Consider the following 18,598-nt stretch of genomic DNA (forward strand, 5'->3'; position numbering starts at 1 on the left):
AACGAGAAGAAGAACCCGTTGTGGGTGCCTTCCGTGTTCGAGCAGACCTGCCGGTCGGCCTCGGCCTGGGCGGGGCTGGCCGAGATCGCGACGGTACCGGTAGTGGCCAACACTGCGGCGAAGGCGGCGGCAGCGAGCATCCTGATGCGTCCACGCCTGCGACTTCGTGGTGGGACGGGGACGTTGTTCATGCTTCCTCCTCATGACGGCTGGCCGGTGGCCAGCAGTGCGCTACGAACCGGCGGTCCCGGTGGCCGGACGGCCACCATCGACTGTCGACGTCGTACCGGGTGGTGGTCTGCCGGTCGTCCTGCACCGTGACCGGCGGAGTAGGTAGCGACAATCAACGATCATCCAGATTCGTCGATGGGCAACAGTATTGGCGCGTCGCCGTCGAGCCGTCAACAACTTCCGGAAATACTCTCGAAACCTTGCCCCGGCCAGCCGCGGACAGGCGGGAGTACGTTGGGGCTGGTCAGCAACAACAGGGCCGGCAGGTCACCGCAACGTGAGGTAACGACCGGCCACGCCAGGTCAGGACCACTGTCGACCGGAAGTTCCAGCGACCTTCCGGATGTTCCTCGCCGGCAGGCTCGGTCCATACTGGCTGGTCGGACGGTTGCGCGACCGGCGGCGACCCGGGCCGGAGGAGGTCCCCCACCTGCCGTGGCGGGACGGGTGAACCTGGCTATCCGCTGCCGGGGTGGCTGGTGAGATGACTGGTCAACACCACCAGCAGCTCGAAACGGGCGGTGGCGTCGTCCAGGTCGTCGCCGTACAGGTCACGCAGCCGCTTGAGGCGGTAGCTGACCGTCTGCGGGTGCACGAACAGCTCGGTGGAGACCTCGGCACGCGAGCCCCAGTGCCGGAGCCAGGCGTAGAGCGTCGCCAACAGACTCTCCCGCTGTGCCGGGCGTAGGTGCGCCAGCGGCGCGAGGCGGCGGGCGGTGAGCACCGCCAACGCCCGCTGATCGCCGCGCAGGGTCAACGTGACCAGGTGGTCGTCGACGAAGACCGGACCGGGGGACGGTCCGACCAGCCCGGCGGCCAGTTCGGCGAGCCGGACGGCCGCCGGCACCTGCGGCCAGCCCAGTTCCGGGCCGACCACCGCCGGCCGCCCGGCCAACGCCTCGGCCAGGGTGGCGCGGGACGCCCGGGCGCCGGCCCGCAGCAGCAGCACGGCGTCGCGGCCACGCTCGATGACAAGTCCGTCCGGGCCGTACCGGAACCGCGCGTCGCGGGCCTGGTCCAGCGGCAGCAGTACGGGCACCACCGCATCCAGGTCGGCCCAGCCGATCCGGGCCGCCGCCGACTCGACGGCGCTGGGCAGGCCGTCGCCGCGGAGCAGCAGCTCGGCGAGGTGTCGACGACGGTCGCCCTCGCCGGCCTGCTCGCGCAGTTGCAGCGCGTACCCGTCGGTGCTCGCGGCGGCCAGTTCGGCGACGTACGCGCTTACCGCGTCGGAGAGGTCGATCAGTTCCTCCGGGTCGACCGGGCGTAGCCGGGCCAGTGACTGCGACGCCGTACGCAGCAACAGCCGGGCCGCTGTCCGCAGCGCGGCCAGCAGCGCCTCCGGCCCCCGGTCCTCGCGGGCCTCGGCGGCCCCCAACCCGACGAAGACCTCCCGGAACCGGGGCGGCAGTGCCGGTTCCCCGGTGCCGATGAGATCGAGGAAGCGGTCGAGCGCCACCTGCACGGCGGTGCGTACGTCCCGGGCGAACTTGTCGTCGGCGATGCCGGCGAAGGCGGGGGTGGCCTCGGTGACGGCGACCGCGACGGCGGCCACGGTGGCCGGCAGGTGCGGGCGCATCGCGGCGGCCAGATCGGCGGGCAGGTGTCGCCAGGGGGTCGCGGAGACAGGCGCGATCACCCGGCGATTTTGTCACGACAGGATAAGAACGGCGGCGGTTCTCGCTGCCGGCGGGACGTGTTTCGATCGGCACACCCGCGCGACGATGAACCCGACCGGTGACCGGGCCGACGAGTGACCGCCCGGCGGCCGACGAACCGACGGAGGAGAACGCCGTGCAGCACCGCCTGTCCCGCCAGCACGTCGTCGACATGTGCCGGACCATGCTCGCCCGGGGGTACCTCAAGGCCACCGAGGGCAACGTCTCGGTCCGGGTGCCCGGCCACCGGCTGTACGCGGTCACCCCGAGCAACTACGACTACGACCGGATGCGGGTCGAGGACATCTGCATCGTGGACTTCGACGGTAAGCACGTACCCGACGACTCCGGCGCCGACCTGAAGCCGTCCATCGAGTGCGGGATGCACGCCAACATCTACCGGGAGCGGCCGGACGTCAACGCGATCGTGCACACCCACCAGCCGTACGCCTCGGCGTTGGCCTTCCTGCGCAAGCCGATCCCGGCGCTCACCGACGAGCAGGTGCGCTTCCTCGGCCGCGAGGTGGCGATCATCGACTACGCCCCGTCGGGCACCGGGTTCCTGGCCCGCAACGTGCAGAAGAAGGTCGCCAGCGGGGACAACGCCTTCATCATCGCCAACCACGGGGTGGTCGCCGTCGGCACCGACCCCGATCGGGCGGTGTTCAACATGGCGCTGCTGGAGAAGGTGTCAATCGCCTACCTGCTGGCGCTGACCAGCGAGGCGGGAAAGGTCCACACCATCCCGACCGCGATCCGGGAGATCGCCTTCACCAAGTTGCGGGCCGACGAGAAGCGGATCGCCGCGCAGCTCACCGAGGCGGTCGAGCCGCTGCGCGTACCGGCCGACGAGGAACTACCCAGCGCCGACGCGGCAGCCACCGAGGTCGCCGCCCGGACCACCAGCACCACGCCGGGTGCGGCGGCGAGCGCGGCCGGCAGCGCGGCGAGGGCCAACGGGACCGCCGACGACGAGGCGGGCAGCGCCCCGGGTGCCGAGTCGGCCCGGCTCGGGTACGCGATAAGCGAGTACCCCGACGTCGACGACGTGATGCGTCGGCTGAAGGCGCTGACCGCCCAGCCGGTGCGCGGGCTGCGCCACGACGCGCTGCTCGACGTGCTGAACTACTTCGACACCAAGTGCCGTGCCAGCAAGGAGATCACCGATCGGGCGCGGCGGCGCATCCCCGGCGGGGTGCAACACAACCTGGCGTTCAACTATCCGTTCCCGCTCGCCGTCGACAAGGCCGACGGCGCGTACCTGGTGGATCGGGACGGCAACACGTACATCGACTTCCTTCAGGCCGGCGGCCCGACGATCCTGGGCAGCAACTACGGCCCGGTCAACGAGCGGGTCGCCGAGGTGGTCCGGGACTCCGGCCCGGTGACCGGGCTGTTCCACGAGTACGAGCTGAAGCTCGCCGAGATCATCCACCGGTTCATGCCACACGTGGAGATGTACCGGTCGCTGGGCTCGGGCACCGAGGCGGTGATGGCGGCCGTCCGGGGTGCCCGTGCCTTCACCGGCAAGAAGATGGTGATCAAGGTCGGTGGCGCCTATCACGGCTGGTCGGACACCATGGTCTACGGGCTGCGGGTGCCCGGCACGTGGCGGATGAACGCCAAGGGCATTCCCTTCGGGGCGACGGCCCGCACCCGGGAGGCCTTCCCACACGACCTCGGGCAGCTCAAGCGCAAGCTGATCGAGAACCGGCTGCGCGGCGGCACCGCGGCGGTGGTGGTCGAGCCGGTCGGCCCGGAGTCCGGCACCCGGCCGGCACCGCGCGACTTCAACGCGCACGTCCGCGAGCTGTGCGACGAGTTCGGCGCGCTGCTGATCTTCGACGAGGTGGTCACCGGTTTCCGGCTCGGGCTCGGTGGCGCGGCCGGCTACTTCGGCGTCACCCCCGACCTGACCGTGCTGGGCAAGGCGGTCTCCGGCGGTTATCCGATGGCCGGCGGCGTCGGCGGGCGGGCCGACGTGATGGCGGTCTTCGGTTCCGGGCTGGACGGCAGGAGCGGCGCGCACATCCAGGTCGGCGGCACCCTGTCGGCCAACCCGCTGTCCTGCGCGGCCGGCTACTTCGCCATCGAGGAGATGGCCCGCACCAACGCCCCGGTGATCGCCGGCCGGGCCGGTGACCGGCTGACCCGGGGGCTGCAACGGCTGATCGACTCGTACGGGCTGCCGTACGTCGCGTACAACCAGGGGTCGATCGTGCATTTGGAGTGCAGCGGCGTGATGCTGTTGGACATGCGCAACGCGGTGAAGCTGCTCAAGGAGAACAAGGCCCGCAAACGGCTGATGGAACAGATGGGGGCCGCCTACACCGCGCACGGCATCGTCACCCTGGCCGGATCGCGGATGTACACGTCGATGGCGGACACCGACGAGGTCATCGACGACGCGCTCGCCCGCTTCGACCAGGTCTTCGCGCTGGTCGAGGGGGTCTGAGCCGGTGGCTGCCAGCCCGCCGCAGGTCTTCGCCATCGACCTGGGCACCTCGGGACTGAAGGCCGCGCTGGTCGCCGCCGACGGCACGGTCACCGGCTGGGCCGAGCGACCGGTCCCGCTGCGGGTGCTGCCCGGTGGCGGCGCCGAACAGGATCCACTCGCCTGGTGGACGGCGCTCGGGCAGGTCGCCGCCGACCTGGGACGCGACCATCCCGACCAGATGCGGGCGGTCGCCACGGTGTGCGCCTCCACCCAGGGCGAGGGGACCATCGCGGTGGACGCCGCCGGCGCACCGCTTACCGCGTGCATCAGTTGGCTCGACATGCGTGGCGCGCCGCACCTGCGACGGCAGTTCGGCGGTTTTCCCGCGTACCAGGGGATGTCGGTACGCCGGATCGCCCGCTGGCTGCGGCTCACCGGCGGCATGCCCTCACCGACCGGCAAGGACCCCGCCGCCCACATGCTGTTCGTCCGCGACACCCTGCCGCAGGTGTACGCGCGGACGGCGACGTTCCTCAACGTGCTCGACTGGATCAACCTGAAGCTCACCGGCCGCACGGTGGCCACCGTCGACTCGATCCTGACCTCGTGGGTGACCGACAACCGGCGTCCCGGCGACATCCGCTACTCCCCCGCCCTGGTCGCCGACAGCGGGGTCGACGCGGACAAACTGCCACCGATCGTCGCCTGCACCGAGGTGATCGGCACGTTGACGGCGACCGCCGCCGCGCACCTGAGCCTGCCAGAGACGGTGCGGGTGGTCGCCGGGGCGATCGACAACACCGCGGCGGCGATCGGCGCCGGCACCACCGGCGACCGGGAGCCGCATTTGTACGTCGGAACCTCCTCCTGGATCGCGGCCCACGTGCCCCGGAAGAAGACCGACGTCGCCGCCGGCATCGCCGCGGTGCCCTGCGCGATCGGCGACCGCTACCTGATGACCGCCCTCCAGGCCACCGCCGGCGCCAACCTCACCTGGCTGCGGGACAAGATCGTGGAGTACGACGATCCGCTGCTCAGCGCCGGCCACCTCAGCCGCGACGAAGGGACGATCTTCGACGCCTTCGACACGATCATCCCGACGGTGCCGCCGGGCGCGAACGGGGTGCTCTACACCCCCTGGCTGTACGGCGAACGCGCCCCGGTGGACGACGCGAACCTGCGTGCCGGGTTCTTCAACATCTCCCTCGACACCAACCGCTCGGACCTGCTGCGGGCCGTGTTCGAGGGGGTGGCGTTCAACACCCGCTGGCTGCTCGGCGCGGTGAACCGGTTCCTCGGCGCGCCGGTCGCCTCGATGGCCATCACCGGCGGCGGGGCGCTGTCGGACTCGTGGTGCCAGATCTTCGCCGACGTGCTCGGCGTCGAGATCCGCCGCGACGCCCAACCGCTCGCGGTCAACGCCCGAGGTGCGGGCTGGATCGGTGCGGTCGGCACCGGTCAGCTCACCTTCGCCGACATCCCGGGCCTGATGCGTACCGACCGGGTCTTCACACCGGATCCGGCGCACCGGGCCGGCTACGACGAGATCTTCGCCGTCTACCGGCAACTGCACCAGCGGCTGGCCCCGGTCTACCGCCGCCTCAACCGCAGCTGACCTGCGGAAACGGCCACCAAGAGGGTCCGGTTTGGCGAGACTGAGGCCATGGTCGACGTCAGACGGTACCTGGCTGAGTTCATCGGCACCTTCCTTCTGGTCTTCTTCGGCGTGGGCAGCGCCGTCGCGGCCCGGATCGACGGCGGTGTGGTGGTGGTCTCGCTGGCGTTCGGGTTCGTCCTGCTCGCGCTGGTCTACACGATCGGCCAGCTCTCCGGCAGTCATGTGAACCCGGCGGTGACCCTCGGCGTGCTGCTCTCCGGCAAGATCACTGCACTCGGGGCGGTTGTCTACTGGATCGCCCAGTTCGCCGGTGCCGCCGTGGCGTCTCTCTTGCTCTGGGTGCTGGTGCGCCGGGGAGGGGTGACCGATCAGACCGGCGTGCTGGGCGCCAACGGCTACGGCACCAACATCAACGCCGGTGGCGCGATGCTGCTGGAAACCGTACTGACCTTCCTGTTCGTCCTGGTCGTACTCGTGGTGAGCAAGCGCAGCACGGATCTGTCGGGCTTCGCCGGCCTGGCGATCGGGCTCGCTCTCGGCGTGGCGAACCTGGTCGGCGTCGCGCTGACCGGCGCGGCGGTGAATCCGGCCCGGGCCTTCGGGCCAGCGATCTTCGAGGGCGGCCTCGCGCTCCGTCAGCTCTGGGTGTTCATCGTTTTCCCGCTGCTCGGCGGTGTCCTGGCCGCGCTGGTCGCGCCGCTTGTCGAACACGGCTCCGGCGTCACCAGGATCGGCACCCCCCGGCCCTCCGGGCGCTGACCCGGGCCGCCCTGGTGGCGCGGGTACATTCTGCGCCTTAAACGCTTGATTCGCTTTTGCCCGTTTCCCATCAATCGGGATCGGTGGCCGAGGTGCCCGCCTGGAATTTTCGGTCATCATCGATGATGGCTTTTATCCTCCAATCGATGCGACGCTATGACGTCGGCGACGGCCATCGACAGGAGGATACGTGCAGGCAATACGTCGAAGGCTACTCGGAGCCCCGTCCGCTGACCGTGAGCAAGCCGACCCGGACCAGGCCGAAACGGACCAGGCCGAAACGGAGCCCCAGTCCCGACCCGGACAACAGCGGCGGGCGAGGGCCTTTCGGGGGGCGTGGCGCCTGCTGCGGCATGAATGGACGTTGGCGACAATCGCTGGCCTGGCGTTTGCCGTTCTCCTCACCTGGCCGACGCTGAAACAGCCGTGGACGACCATCCCGGGCGACATCGGCGATCCCCCATTGCAGGCGTGGCAGGTCGCCTGGGCCGGGCATGCGCTGCTCACCGACCCACTCAACCTCTGGCATTCCAATACGTTCTTCCCGAATCTGTACACGTACGCCTACACCGACGTGGTGCTCGGCTATGCACCGGCCGGTCTGCTCGGCCACGGCGTAGCGGCGGCCATCTTCCGCTACAACCTGCTCTACGTCCTGGCCCACGCACTCGCCTTCGTCGGGGCGTACGCCCTGGTGCGCCAGCTGGGGGCTATCCGGGCGGCGGCGGCCGTGGCGGGCGTCGCCTGGGCCTTCGCGCCGTGGCGGCTCGCGCACAGCGGCCATCTGAACATCCTCTCCATCGGCGGCGTCGCGCTGTGCCTGGCGATGCTGGCTCGCGGTCACGGCTGGTCCCTGCGCGACGGTCACCGACCGGAGCTGCACCGCCCCGGGTGGGTGGTGGCCGGCTGGCTGGTCGCCGCCTGGCAGCTGACCCTGGGCCTGGCGATCGGCCTGCCGCTCGCGTATGTCCTGGCCGGTATCGGGCTGGTGGTCCTCGCGGCCGTCGGTTGGGCCCGGTGGCGGACCGGTAAATGGGTGCTGGGTCGGCGGGTGGTGCTGGCCAACCTGCTGGGTGGCGTCGTCTTCGGTGGGGTGTGCGTCTGGTTGGGAACCGCCTTCCTGCGGGTGGTGGAACTGAACCCGGAGGCGCACCGGGATCTGTCCTGGACGGAGATGTTCTCCCCACCCCTGCGGGGATACTTCGTCGCGCCGGCGGACTCGTGGCTGTGGGGCGAGCACTTCGCGGCCGCCCGCGCCCAGTTGTCCTGGCCGCCGGAGATGGCGCTGCTGCCGGGCGTCACGTTGATCGTGCTGGCCGTGGCCGGGCTGAGCTACTCGACGTTCCGGGTCCGTCACCGTGTTCTGCTCGGGCTCGGTGTGCTGGTCACCGGCGCCCTCGGGCTGGGCACCAACCTCGTCGGTCAGGGTGACCCGGGATACCTGACCCTGTCCCGCCTGCTCCCCGGCTGGGATGCGCTACGAACCCCGGGGCGGCTGATGGTGTGGACGAGCCTGCTGCTCGCCATTCTCGCCGCCGGGGCGATAAGCGAGTTCGGACGAAACCGCCCCAAGCTCGGGTGGCGTAGGTCGGTGAGCGCAGTCGTGCTCCTGCTGCCCCTGCTGCTGGTCACGGTCGAGGGCGTCAACCGGACACCGCACCCCACCGTGCCAACCGCCCCGCCAGCGCTCCGGGCGGCGACCGAACCTTTCCTGGTCCTGCCCAGTAACGGTACGGCCGAATCCGACATCATGCTCTGGTCCACCGACGGATTTCCCCGCGTCGCAAACGGTTCCGTCACCTTCCTACCGGCCAGTCACCAACAGATCCGCGCGGTGACCACGACCTTTCCCGATCCGGGCAGCATCGCGTTTCTCCGGCAGGTCGGCATCCGGTCGGTGGTCGTCCTGCCGGATCGGCTGGCCGGCACGCCCTGGGACGGCCTGCCCACCCGGCCCGTCGATGGTCTCGGCATCACCCGGGAGGAGATAGCCGGCGCGTTGGTGTACCGCCTCGACTGAGCCGGATCAGCGCAGGGGTACGGGCGTCGTCCGCGGACGACGCCCGTCACTCCCGGGTGGCGCCCATCGGCTCGCGAATCAGGGCACCGTCGATGTAGCAGTAACGCCAGTCCTCGCCCTTCTCCAGCGACCGGATCAACGGATGTCCGGTCTGCCGGTAGTGCTCCTCCGCGTGGTTGTTCACCGAGTCACTGCAACAGCCCACCGCGCCGCAGGTCAGACACATCCGCAACTGCACCCAGTCGTCGCCGCTCTCCACACACTGGGGGCACGCCTCGGCGTCGGACTCGGTGATGTGGATCCGGTCGAGGTGGGTGCAGGCGGTACTGATGGTCTCCTCGCGCACGTACCGCCAACTGGAGTGCAGCAGCCGGTCCGGGATGATCCGGGCCAGATAGCGCGAGTTCGCCGCGAGCAGTGGGCTCGCCACGGCCAGGATCAGCACGTACAGGGCGATGAACGGGCCGAGTCGGTCGTCCAGGCCGGCGGCGATGGCGAGGGTGGCCAGGATCAGCGAGAACTCGCCCCGGCCCAGCACGGTCAGGCCGACGTTGGCGGCACCGCGCTGATTGAGCCCGAACAGCCGGCCGGCGATCAGGCCGGCCGCCACGTTGGTGACGATGGTCATCAGTACGGCCAGCAGCACCGGCAACGCCACCGAGCCGAAATCGCCGACGTCGATGCTCAGCCCGAACACCAGGAAGAAGACGGCCGCGAAGACGTCACGCAGCGGCAGCACCAGGCGTTCGACCCGTTCGCGGATGGGGGTGCGGGCCACCACGAGACCGATCAGCAGGGCGCCGATCGCGTCGGAGACGCCGATCTCGGCCGACACCCCGGCGACGAGCACCACCAACCCGACCATCAGGATGGCCAGCAGTTCGTCCTCGTTGCTGTCGATCACCTTGCCGACCAGGCGGGCACCGAAGCGGGCGACCGCGAAGAGCACCACCAGGTAGGCGAAGCTCAGGCCGATGCGCAGCACCAGTTCCCCGGCGGACCCGGCACCGGACAGCAGCGGCGAGAGCAGCGCCAGATACAGCGCGAGGAACAGGTCCTCGATCACGATGATGCCGAGGATGACCGGCGTCTCCGCGTTTGCCAACCGACGGAGCTCGATGAGCAGCTTCGTCACGATCGCCGAGGAGGAGATGCCGAGCGCACCGGCGATCACGAACGCCTCGTAGCCGCCCCAACCGAGCGCGAAGCCGAACAGCAGGCCGGCGCCGACGTTGAGGCCGATGTACGAGCCGGCGGCGACGAACAGTCGTTTGCCGCTGCCGAGCACCTGGTCGACCGGAAACTCGACGCCCAGATGGAACAGCAGCAGGACCAGGCCGAGGGAGGCGAGCAGGCTCAGGTCCTCGGGATGAGCGATCAGCACCGGACCGGGGGTACCGGGCCCGAGCAGGATGCCCGCGAGCATGAAGAACGGCACGGTGGGCAGGTTGATCCGGCGACCCGCACGGGCCAGCAGGCCCGCGATCAGTACGAGGGCCCCGAAGCCCACGAGGTCAGCATGCACGGTGAGGACTCCTGGAGCGGACTGAACGAGGGCCTACGACGCGGGACGGCTACTCGGAGAAGTACGTGCCGGCCAGCAGGGCGCCCACCTTACGTGCCTGCTCCTCCGACATCTCGATCACAGCGACCGGATCATCCTGCCCGGCGGCGAAGACGTACAGGTCACGGTTACCGTCCCGGCGTACCACCACCGAGATCCGTTGGGTGTTGCTGCCCAGGTCGACGTCGTACCGCTTGCCGATACCCGGCAGTTCCTGCACATATATCCCTTTGCCCATGGCCCCTCCCCGCTGCACGGTCCGATCTCAGCGCAATGGTACGAGGCGGCCGGCGCAGTGCGGCTGAATCACCACCTGCTTGCGCTGCGGCAACGCGTCGATCAGGGACCGGGACACGTTGATGGTGGCGGCACATCTCCAGGAAGACCAGCGGTTCGTCGCGGTGATCGCCCCGGTGCCGTGCGGCTGGCGCGTCGTCGACGCGCTCCCGCTGGCCTACGGCTACGAGGTGAGGCGGAACGTGGCGTCGGCGCGCGATTGGGCGTCGTTGATCGGGTCCAGTCGCAGCTGGTAGTTGTAGTGCCGGACGTACCGGTCGGGGTAGTTGTACGACCGGAACGACGACCAGGACGAGTTGGCCAGGCCGGCGACCTGCCGGAAGGTGGCGTCCGCGGCGAACACCGAGCTTCCGTCGTTGGCCGCCAGCACGAAGTCGAAGCCGTAGTGCCGCAGGTAGTGGCCGGGGTAGTTCACCGATTCGAACGACACGCTGGCGGCGTCGGCCAGCCCGGGCACCACCCGGAACTGGGCGTCCTGCGCCGGGCTGACGTTCGCGTCGATGCGTACGTCGTAGTTGGCGTGCCGCACGTACCGGTCCTGATGGGTGTACGCCTGGATCCGGTTGACCGGGGTGGTGGCACCCCAGCGCCCGAGCACCGCATTCTCCTCGGCGGCGGTCAGGTTAAGGATCGAGCCGTGCCGTTTGCGGGTGCCGCCCAGGTTGTAGTCCGACCGGGTCCGGAAGTTGGTGACACCGCCCAGGTTGGTGGAGGTGACCGGCAGGTAGCCGCGGCCGGTGGCGTACTGGTCGAGCCAGAGCGCCCACTCGTTGCGACCGTTGAACTGCATCCACATCGGCCCCTCGACCACGTTGCCGCCGCCGGTTCCGTTGGAGATGCCCAGGTGGGAAAGGTTCCCCAGCGTCGTCCACGAGCCGAGGATCGAGTTGCTGGCCTCGATGGTGATGTGCCCGTCGGCCGACGCCCGGTAGTAGCGGTAGCCGCCGACGGAGCCCGGTACCTCGATGATCTGGGTGTCGATGATGCCCTGGCCGCCGCCGGGGCGTTCGATGTAGAGCTGGGGCGCGGTGAAGCTGCGGAAGTCGCTGGTCCGCACGTACCAGATGCGGTGCTTGGTCACGCCGTCGCGGAGGGAGTTCGTCGCCCAGTAGACGACGTAGTCACCGGTCGCCGCGTTCCAGATGGCCTCCGGTGCCCAGGCGTTGCCGGCGCCGGGGATAGCGCCCGCGACGTTGATCAGCCACGGCGTGGACCAGTTCACCAGGTCGCGGGACTCCCACACCACAAGCGATCTGCTGCCCCGGTTCGCTGCGTCGTTCCACGAGGTGCCGCTGGCGATCCGCAGGTCGGTGGCGACGATCCAGTACCGGTCGCCGGCGGGCGACCGGACGATGGAGGGGTCACGTACGCCCCGGGTGCCGATCGTGGACAGCAGCACGGGTGCGCCGTTGTTCAGGTCACGCCAGGTCAATCCGTCCCGGCTGTGCGCGAAGTAGACCTGCTCACCGTTGGCCGATTCGCCGGTGAAATGCGCCATGAGGTAGCCGGTGAACGGGTCGAGCGCGGCGGCCTCGGCACGAGGTGCCTGCGCCGCCGGCAGCAACAGTAGACACAGGGCGGCGAGCAGGGCGCTCGCCCTGGTCAGGACTCTGGACATGTACGGCTCTCCGTCCGTCCGGCCCGGCCGACGTTAGCGCTAACATCACCCGCGCCCGAGCGGCCCTGGTCACTGTTTCGGGGGTGTTACGCAGTCTCCGCTTGAAATCGACACCCGTCAAGATGGTGGTCGCCTCCCTGCCGATGCCGATGCCGACGGTGAGGATGACGGGCAGACGTCAGCCGGGCCGGTCTCCGCTTCCGCCGTGCCGTGCAACGGAAACATGGATGACGGTGGAGAACAGCACCGACAAAATGTCCCGGTGCAGATCCGAGAGGTGCGTCAGGACGAGCTACCCATCCTGCAAGGCATCGAGCGTGCCGCCGGACAATGCTTTCGCGACGTCGGTATGCCGCAGATAGCCGACGATGAACCGCTGCCGTTGGACGTGCTCGGCCGCTACCACGAGGCAGGCCGTGCCTGGGTGGCCACCGACGCCACCGACGCGCCGGTCGGCTACCTCATCGCCGACCTCGTCGACGGCAACTTCCACATCGAACAAGTCTCCGTACATCCCGACGTCGCCCGTCGCGGGATCGGACGTCAGCTCATCAACCACCTCGCCGACCATGCGATGACCAGCGGCATCCCCGCGCTGACCCTCACCACCTTCACTCAGGTGCCCTGGAACGCCCCGTACTACGCCCGCTGCGGCTTCCACACCCTCGACCAGAGCGACCTCACCCCGGGCCTTCGGGCCGTCCGCCAACGCGAGGCGGCACACGGACTCGACCGCTGGCCCCGCGTCTGTATGCGCCGGATTCTGTGCTGAGGGCGGGTCGTTCTCGGGACGTTCCCCGGACTGAGGCGCGCTGTCGTTGCCGTCGTCCCGACGGTGCTTGCGCCTATGAGCGGACAGGGGTGTCGTCTGCTGCCCGGGGGCGGTAGCGGAGGTGTACGACGCCGTTGCGGAACCGGCGCTCATCGAGGAGTTCGAGGTCGGTGCGCATGCCGGTCGGCAGCCCTGGCTTGCCGCCGCCGACGACGACGGGCAGGACGAACAGTTGACACTCGTCGACCAGCCCGGCCTGGAAAGCCTGCGTCGCGAGGTCGGCACCTCCTACGGCCAGATCGCTGCCGGCCGCGGCCTTCAACTCGTGTACTGCGGCAGATCCGACACCGTGCCGGAAAAACGTCCTCAGACGCCCGACGCCCGTGATCCTGAAGCGCCCGTACTCTCCAGCCGGGTTGCGTCCAGCAGGGCACGGACTGCTTCGACGGCGCCGGTGACGGCGACCGCCGCTGCACCCTCGATCGGAGCTCCGCTGATGACGAGAGCCTTCCAGGCGAGGGTTGTTCCCTCGACTCGCGCGTCCACGTCGTCTGGGATCGACTCCTTCGAGACCGTGGTGCCGCCCGGGCCCACGGTCGCGAGGTACTCGACCGGCTGGTGCCCGGCGGTGCGGGAATCCGTCAGCGTCATCGCGACCCGGCGGATCGGATCACCCGCCGGTGCCGGCCGCGCATGTGCCCGCATGGCGAGAACGAGCGTGTCGGGACTCATGTCTGCCTCGAGCGGCAGTCGAGGGGAGCGTACCGCCCATCGCGACAGGGCCGCGTTGACCTCCTCGAGTTGGCGCCCCCACTCGGTGAGGTCGTACACGGTGACGTCTGCGGGGCGGGGCAGGGTGCGCCGCACGACGATGCCGGACTCCTCCAGGTCCTGCAGCCTGCGGGAGAGCACTCCCGGGCCGATTCCTGGGACGTCGCGCTGGATGTCGACGAATCGCTTCGGTCCCAGCAGCAGTTCCCGCACGACGATGAGGGCCCACCGCTCTCCGATGAGGTCCAGCGCGTGCGCAGAGGCGCAGCCGTCGTTGTACGAGCCGTATGTCCTTCGAGCCACCACCGGATCATTCTAACTACTTGCCTGGTAGTAGGCGCTACTGATTTAGTAGCGGCATGAAGGATCAACGCACCGCCGTGTGGACTGTCGTTCACAACGAGCGCGCCGCTCTTGTCCGCGACCTCGCGACCCTGACGCCCGAGCAGTGGAGCGCTCCGACCGGCTGCCCCGGATGGGACGTGCACGACGTCGTGGCCCACCTCGTCGACGGTGCGAAGGCGACGAGGATCCGCTTCGTCCGAGACATGGTCACTGCCCGCTTCGACTTCGACCGCCAGAACGCCCTCGGTCTCGCACGCGAACGGCGCGACGACCCGACGGACACCCTCGGCGCGTTCCGATCCGTCGTGACACGCACCAGCACTCCGCCGGCAGCGATCGCCACCCGCCTCGTCGAGGCTTTCGTCCATGGGGAAGACGTCCGGCGGGCGGTTGGACTCAGCGGCGACTACCCGGCCGACCAGGTGGCGACGGCGCTGGAGTTCCAACTACGTACGACGGTGAAGATGGGCGGCGGCAAGGAACGCGCGAACGGTCTGCGACTGGTCGCCTCCGATGCACCCATCGAAAGCGGATCCGGACCCCAGGTGCGCGGATCGGCCCTCGCCCTCCTGCTCGCGGTCTCCGGTCGCCCGGTTGAGCCCGATGAGCTCACGGGCCCCGGAGCCGCGACTCTCGCCGAGCGCGCCACCTCCTGACGAGAATCTCATCCGGACCTGCCGCCGAGCCTGCGCGGCAGCCTGCCGCGACGGTCACGCATCGTGAGGCGCACGCCGGCCGCCCGCTGCGCGCGCGTGCTGACGGGAGCGCCCCGCCACCGACGTCTGGTGCCCCGCGGCCGGCACCCCTACCCAAGACCCCGCCCAGACCGCAGCCCCCGCGGGGGCGGGTGGCGTGGTGGTTACAGGTGGGCGGGGGCGGGGATGCCGAGCAGGTGGAGGCCGGTACGCAGGGTTTCGCCGGTCAGGTGGCACAGGGCCAGGCGGTTGGCGCGCTGTGGTCCGGTGACGCGCAGTACGGGGCAGTGCTCGTAGAACGCGGTGAAGGTCTGCGCCAGCCGGTACAGGTAGCCGCAGAGGCGGTGCGGCTCGTGCACCGCGACCACCTCGGCGAGGGTGTCGGCGAACGCATCGAGGTCGAGGATCAGCGCCCGCTCGGCAGGTTCCAGAGCCACGGTGAGGTCGACGGTCGGGTCGGTGCCGTCGGCCCGGGCCAGGATGGACCGGACGCGGGCGTGCGCGTACTGAAGGTAGACGCCGGTGTTGCCGGCCAGCGCCAGCATCCGCTGCGGGTCGTAGCTGTAGTCCCGGGTCCGGTTGGTGGACAGGTCGGCGTACTTCACCGCGCCGATGCCGACCTGCCGCGCCCGCTCGTCCAGGGCGGCCCCGGTCAGCCCGGGATTCTTCGCCGCGACCACCTCCCGGGCCCGATCGACCGCCTCGGTGAGCAGGTCGACCAGGCGGACGGTGTCACCGGCCCGGGTCTTGAACGGCCGCCCGTCCGGGCCGAGGACCGTACCGAACGCCACGTGCTCGGCGGCCACGGCCGACGGCAGCCAACCGGCCCGCCGGGCGGTGTCGAAGACCATCCGGAAGTGCAGGGCCTGCCGGGCGTCGACCACGTACAGCAGCCGGTCGGCGCGCAGCTCGACGACGCGCTGCCGCAGCGCGGCCAGGTCGGTCGCGGCGTAGCCGAAACCGCCGTCCCGCTTGCGTACGATCAGCGGCGTCGGCTCGCCGTCCGGGCCGCGGAGGTCGTCGAAGAAGACGCAGAGCGCGCCGTCGCTGGTCACCGCGACCCTCCGGCGTTCAAGTTCGTCGGCGACCCCGGGCAGCGCGGCGTTGTAGGCGCTCTCCCCCACCGTGTCGGCGTCGGTCAGCCGCACGCCGAGCCGGTCGTAGACCTCCACGAAGTAGCGGGTCGACTCGGCGACGATGTCCCGCCAGGCGGCCACGGTGCTCGGGTCGCCGGCCTGCAACGCCACCACCCGCCGCCGGGCCCGGTCGGCGAACGTGGAATCGGTGTCGAACTCCGCCCGGGCCCGCCGGTAGAGCGTGGCCAGCCGGCTCATGGCGCCGGCGTCGTCCGGCGTCGGCGGCTCGGGGTGCTCGACCTGATACTGGATGAGCATGCCGAACTGGGTTCCCCAGTCGCCGATGTGGTTGCGCCGCACGACGGTGCCGCCGAGGTGTTCCAGGATGCGTACCAGCGCGTCACCGATGATGGTGGAGCGCAGGTGCCCGACGTGCATCTCCTTGGCGATGTTCGGCTGGGAGTAGTCGATCACGGTGGTGACGCCGGCCTCGGGGGTGCCGACGCCGAGCCGGTCGTCGCCCAACCGGCCGGCGAGCTGCGCCAGCAGCGCCCGGTCGGTCAGCTCGATGTTGACGAAGCCCGGCCCGGCCACACCCGCGCTGGCCAGCAGACCGTCGTCGGGTAGGCCGGCGACCACCTCCGCCGCCACCTGCCGTGGGTTGCGGCGCAGCGTCCGCGCCGCCGCCAGCACGCCGTCGGCCTGGAAGTCGGCGTGCTCGGAACGGCGGATCTGCGGCGCGAGGTCCGCCATTCCCAGGCGGGCCGCGGCGGCGGTGACGGAGTCGGACAACGACGAGGCCAGCGAGGGCACGGTCACGGGTACTCCCGGGGATGGGATGGGCGATCGTCACGAGGCGTGCCGGCCGCACGGCAAGTGCGGGCACGGCGGAAGGAACGCGCGAGTGAGCGGAACGACTATCGTCGTCGCAGGCGCGAGCGGCGGACGGTGCCGAGCACCCGATCCATCTCCACCGCCTCGAACGCCGGGGCCGCGAACCGAGCGCGGCCAGATGCCGGAAGTGTACGCGCCATCCCGAGCGGACGTGGACCGGGTTTCCGCGCCGGCGGAGTGCCCGTGCCGACGAGGCGTGGGGAAAACCCTGATTCCCTCACCGCGGGCGCTGTCTAGGGTCGAATCCATGGCCCGCTCTGGTCCGCGCCGGTCTGACCGCGCCTGACGCCACAGCTCCGGTGTCGGGGTGCCGGTGGGTGGCGTCGTCCCGATCCGACGAGGAGTCCCGGTGCGCAAGGTTGTCTCGGCTGTCCTCACCGTGGTCCTCGCGCTGGCCGCGACGGGTTGTGGCGGCCGGTTCCCGGGCGATCCGACCGGCGACGAGGACCCGTACAGCGAGTCCGCGCTGCGCTACGGCATGGCGCCGGTGCCGCATCCCGACCTGACGTACCAGCCGGACGTGGTCCTCGTCGGTGGCGGCGGCCGCTCGGTCCGGTCGGTCACCGCCGACGGGTTGACCTGGCGGATCGACCCCGACGCCCCCCGTGCCGACGACCTGGCTCCCGGAAAGGTCATGTTCGTCACCGGTCGTGGCGTCGGCCGGGTGCTCGACCTCCAACGCGACGGGGGCGACCTGCTCGTCACGATCGGTCCCGTCACGGTGACCGACGTGATCCGCGACGGCACGCTTGAGCAGCGGGGCATCGCCATCGAGAACCCGGTCGTCTACCAGGCCGGTGAGCCGATCTGGGCGATGTCCGAGGAGGAGGCCGACGCCCTGGGCGCCACGCCGTCCGGCCGCGCCGGGCGCGCCGGGCCGCTGCGGCTCGCCCCGCCGCCGCCCCGACCGAACCAGCCGCCGCCGAGCCGTGGCGGTGGCGAGGTCAGGACGGTCGTCGCCAACTTCTCCACCGGCGTCAGCCTCAACGACGGCGCGGAGGTCAGCTTCCACTACCACCGCAACGGTACGAAGCTGTCCGGGCGGGCCGCGCTGACCTTCGCCAAGCCGGAGGCGGACTTCCACCTGAACATCAGGGGTGGTTCGGTGGCCCGGGCGGAGCTGTCGATCAGCGGCGGCTTCGGCATCCGCTACTCGTTCGAGGCCGGTCTCCGGGACGGGCAGAACATCAGAACGGTGCTCCCCATCCCGGTGGACTTCAGCGTTCCGATGGGCACGGTGCTCGGCGTACCGCTGGCGTTGACCATCAGTCAGACGGTGAAGGTCACCACCGCGTTCGGCGCGAAGGTGGGCACGATCAAGGGCAAGGGTGAGTTCTCCCTCGCCGGCTCGCTCGGCTACGGCTACGCCAACGGCACGTTCGGCCCGCAGGTCAGCAAGAACTTCAAGCGCAAGGAGAGCCTGATCAACTCGCTGCACGGCGTTCCGGTCGGGGTGATGGGCCTGCTCATCGAGCATCAGGTCCGGTTCGACGTCGGGTTCAGCGCGTTCGTGCTCAAGGCCGGGCTGTTCTTCGAGGTGTCCACCGCGTACGGGACGACCATCGGATCGGCGCTGGGCGCGCCGCTGGCGGTCTGCCGGGGCGTGGGCATCGGCGTCCGGGCCTCGTACGGCGTCGGATACACCATCCTGGCCCCGGTGGTGAACGTGATCAACAAGTTCCTCAGCCTGATCAACGTCAAGCCGATCGACCCCTCCGGCAAGCTGGGGCCGCCGCCGTACGTCATCCACAGCGACGAGGAGGTCATTCCGCCCGGCACCAAACTCTGCGGCACCCCGAAGCCGGCCGCCGGCTGACCGAATGCCGGCGGTCCGGACGTCCGG

13 protein-coding genes and 2 pseudogenes are annotated in these 18,598 nt (G+C 70.1%); 7 read left to right on the forward strand and 8 right to left on the reverse strand.

The genetic code is table 11. The annotated features are described in order from the left end of the window. Positions 1 to 191 (reverse strand): annotated as a pseudogene (locus tag AB0J93_RS27790) (1,4-beta-xylanase); the annotation flags it as partial. Between the two features lie 497 nt (positions 192 to 688). Further along, on the reverse strand, positions 689 to 1,870 hold the full coding sequence (locus AB0J93_RS27795) for a helix-turn-helix domain-containing protein (RefSeq protein ID WP_363925270.1): 1,182 nt from the start codon (positions 1,868 to 1,870) through the stop codon (positions 689 to 691). Positions 1,871 to 1,968: 98 nt separating this feature from the next. Between AB0J93_RS27795 and AB0J93_RS27800 the strand changes: the two genes are divergently transcribed. From AB0J93_RS27800 to AB0J93_RS27815, 4 genes and pseudogenes are all read left to right on the forward strand, one after another. Then, positions 1,969 to 4,344 carry an aminotransferase class III-fold pyridoxal phosphate-dependent enzyme gene (locus tag AB0J93_RS27800; protein ID WP_363925271.1) on the forward strand — a complete coding sequence of 792 codons (2,376 nt, stop codon included), beginning with the start codon at positions 1,969 to 1,971 and terminating at the stop codon, positions 4,342 to 4,344. 4 nt (positions 4,345 to 4,348) lie between these two features. Then, the gene (locus tag AB0J93_RS27805; protein ID WP_363925272.1) at positions 4,349 to 5,941 is read left to right on the forward strand and encodes an FGGY-family carbohydrate kinase; all 1,593 of its coding nucleotides are present in this window, start codon (positions 4,349 to 4,351) and stop codon (positions 5,939 to 5,941) included. Positions 5,942 to 5,989: 48 nt separating this feature from the next. Continuing rightward, positions 5,990 to 6,703: an aquaporin gene (locus AB0J93_RS27810; protein ID WP_363925273.1), complete on the forward strand. Its 714-nt coding sequence runs from the start codon at positions 5,990 to 5,992 to the stop codon at positions 6,701 to 6,703. 337 nt (positions 6,704 to 7,040) lie between these two features. After that, positions 7,041 to 8,723: pseudogene (locus tag AB0J93_RS27815) on the forward strand (hypothetical protein); the annotation flags it as partial. Between the two features lie 46 nt (positions 8,724 to 8,769). On the opposite strand, the gene AB0J93_RS27820 reads toward AB0J93_RS27815, so the two are convergent. The 3 genes from AB0J93_RS27820 to AB0J93_RS27830 all read right to left on the reverse strand — a co-directional run bounded on the left by AB0J93_RS27820 (position 8,770) and on the right by AB0J93_RS27830 (position 12,202). Further along, positions 8,770 to 10,248 (reverse strand): cation:proton antiporter, encoded by a 1,479-nt coding sequence (locus tag AB0J93_RS27820; RefSeq protein ID WP_363925274.1) that lies wholly within the window; start codon positions 10,246 to 10,248, stop codon positions 8,770 to 8,772. A 49-nt stretch (positions 10,249 to 10,297) separates the two neighbouring features. Next, the gene (locus AB0J93_RS27825) at positions 10,298 to 10,525 is read right to left on the reverse strand and encodes a potassium transporter TrkA (RefSeq protein ID WP_282238207.1); all 228 of its coding nucleotides are present in this window, start codon (positions 10,523 to 10,525) and stop codon (positions 10,298 to 10,300) included. A gap of 222 nt (positions 10,526 to 10,747) precedes the next feature. Beyond that, entirely contained in the window at positions 10,748 to 12,202 is a 1,455-nt protein-coding gene (locus AB0J93_RS27830) for a glycoside hydrolase family 43 protein (protein ID WP_363925275.1), read from the reverse strand. Positions 12,203 to 12,464: 262 nt separating this feature from the next. Between AB0J93_RS27830 and AB0J93_RS27835 the strand changes: the two genes are divergently transcribed. Continuing rightward, entirely contained in the window at positions 12,465 to 12,974 is a 510-nt protein-coding gene (locus AB0J93_RS27835) for a GNAT family N-acetyltransferase (protein WP_363925276.1), read from the forward strand. A gap of 73 nt (positions 12,975 to 13,047) precedes the next feature. On the opposite strand, the gene AB0J93_RS27840 is transcribed toward AB0J93_RS27835, so the two are convergent. Continuing rightward, a complete protein-coding gene (locus AB0J93_RS27840) occupies positions 13,048 to 13,362 on the reverse strand; it encodes a dihydrofolate reductase family protein (RefSeq protein ID WP_363925333.1) in 315 nt (104 codons plus the stop codon). Next, entirely contained in the window at positions 13,341 to 14,048 is a 708-nt protein-coding gene (locus tag AB0J93_RS27845; protein ID WP_363925277.1) for a helix-turn-helix domain-containing protein, read from the reverse strand. Before AB0J93_RS27845 ends, AB0J93_RS27840 begins: the two co-directional genes overlap by 22 nt. Before the next feature lie 56 nt (positions 14,049 to 14,104). On the opposite strand from AB0J93_RS27845, the gene AB0J93_RS27850 reads away from it, so the two are divergent. After that, the gene (locus AB0J93_RS27850) at positions 14,105 to 14,746 is read left to right on the forward strand and encodes a maleylpyruvate isomerase family mycothiol-dependent enzyme (RefSeq protein WP_363925278.1); all 642 of its coding nucleotides are present in this window, start codon (positions 14,105 to 14,107) and stop codon (positions 14,744 to 14,746) included. 203 nt (positions 14,747 to 14,949) lie between these two features. On the opposite strand, the gene argS is transcribed toward AB0J93_RS27850, so the two are convergent. Beyond that, a complete protein-coding gene (gene argS, locus AB0J93_RS27855) occupies positions 14,950 to 16,680 on the reverse strand; it encodes an arginine--tRNA ligase (RefSeq protein WP_363925279.1) in 1,731 nt (576 codons plus the stop codon). Positions 16,681 to 17,104: 424 nt separating this feature from the next. Here argS and AB0J93_RS27860 point away from each other — a divergent pair, with 424 nt between their 5' ends. Continuing rightward, positions 17,105 to 18,571: a hypothetical protein gene (locus AB0J93_RS27860; RefSeq protein ID WP_363925280.1), complete on the forward strand. Its 1,467-nt coding sequence runs from the start codon at positions 17,105 to 17,107 to the stop codon at positions 18,569 to 18,571. The last annotated feature ends 27 nt before the right edge of the window (positions 18,572 to 18,598 follow it).

This window comes from Micromonospora sp. NPDC049374 (genome assembly GCF_040677165.1).
In the GTDB taxonomy this organism is placed as follows: Bacteria; Actinomycetota; Actinomycetes; order Mycobacteriales; family Micromonosporaceae; genus Micromonospora.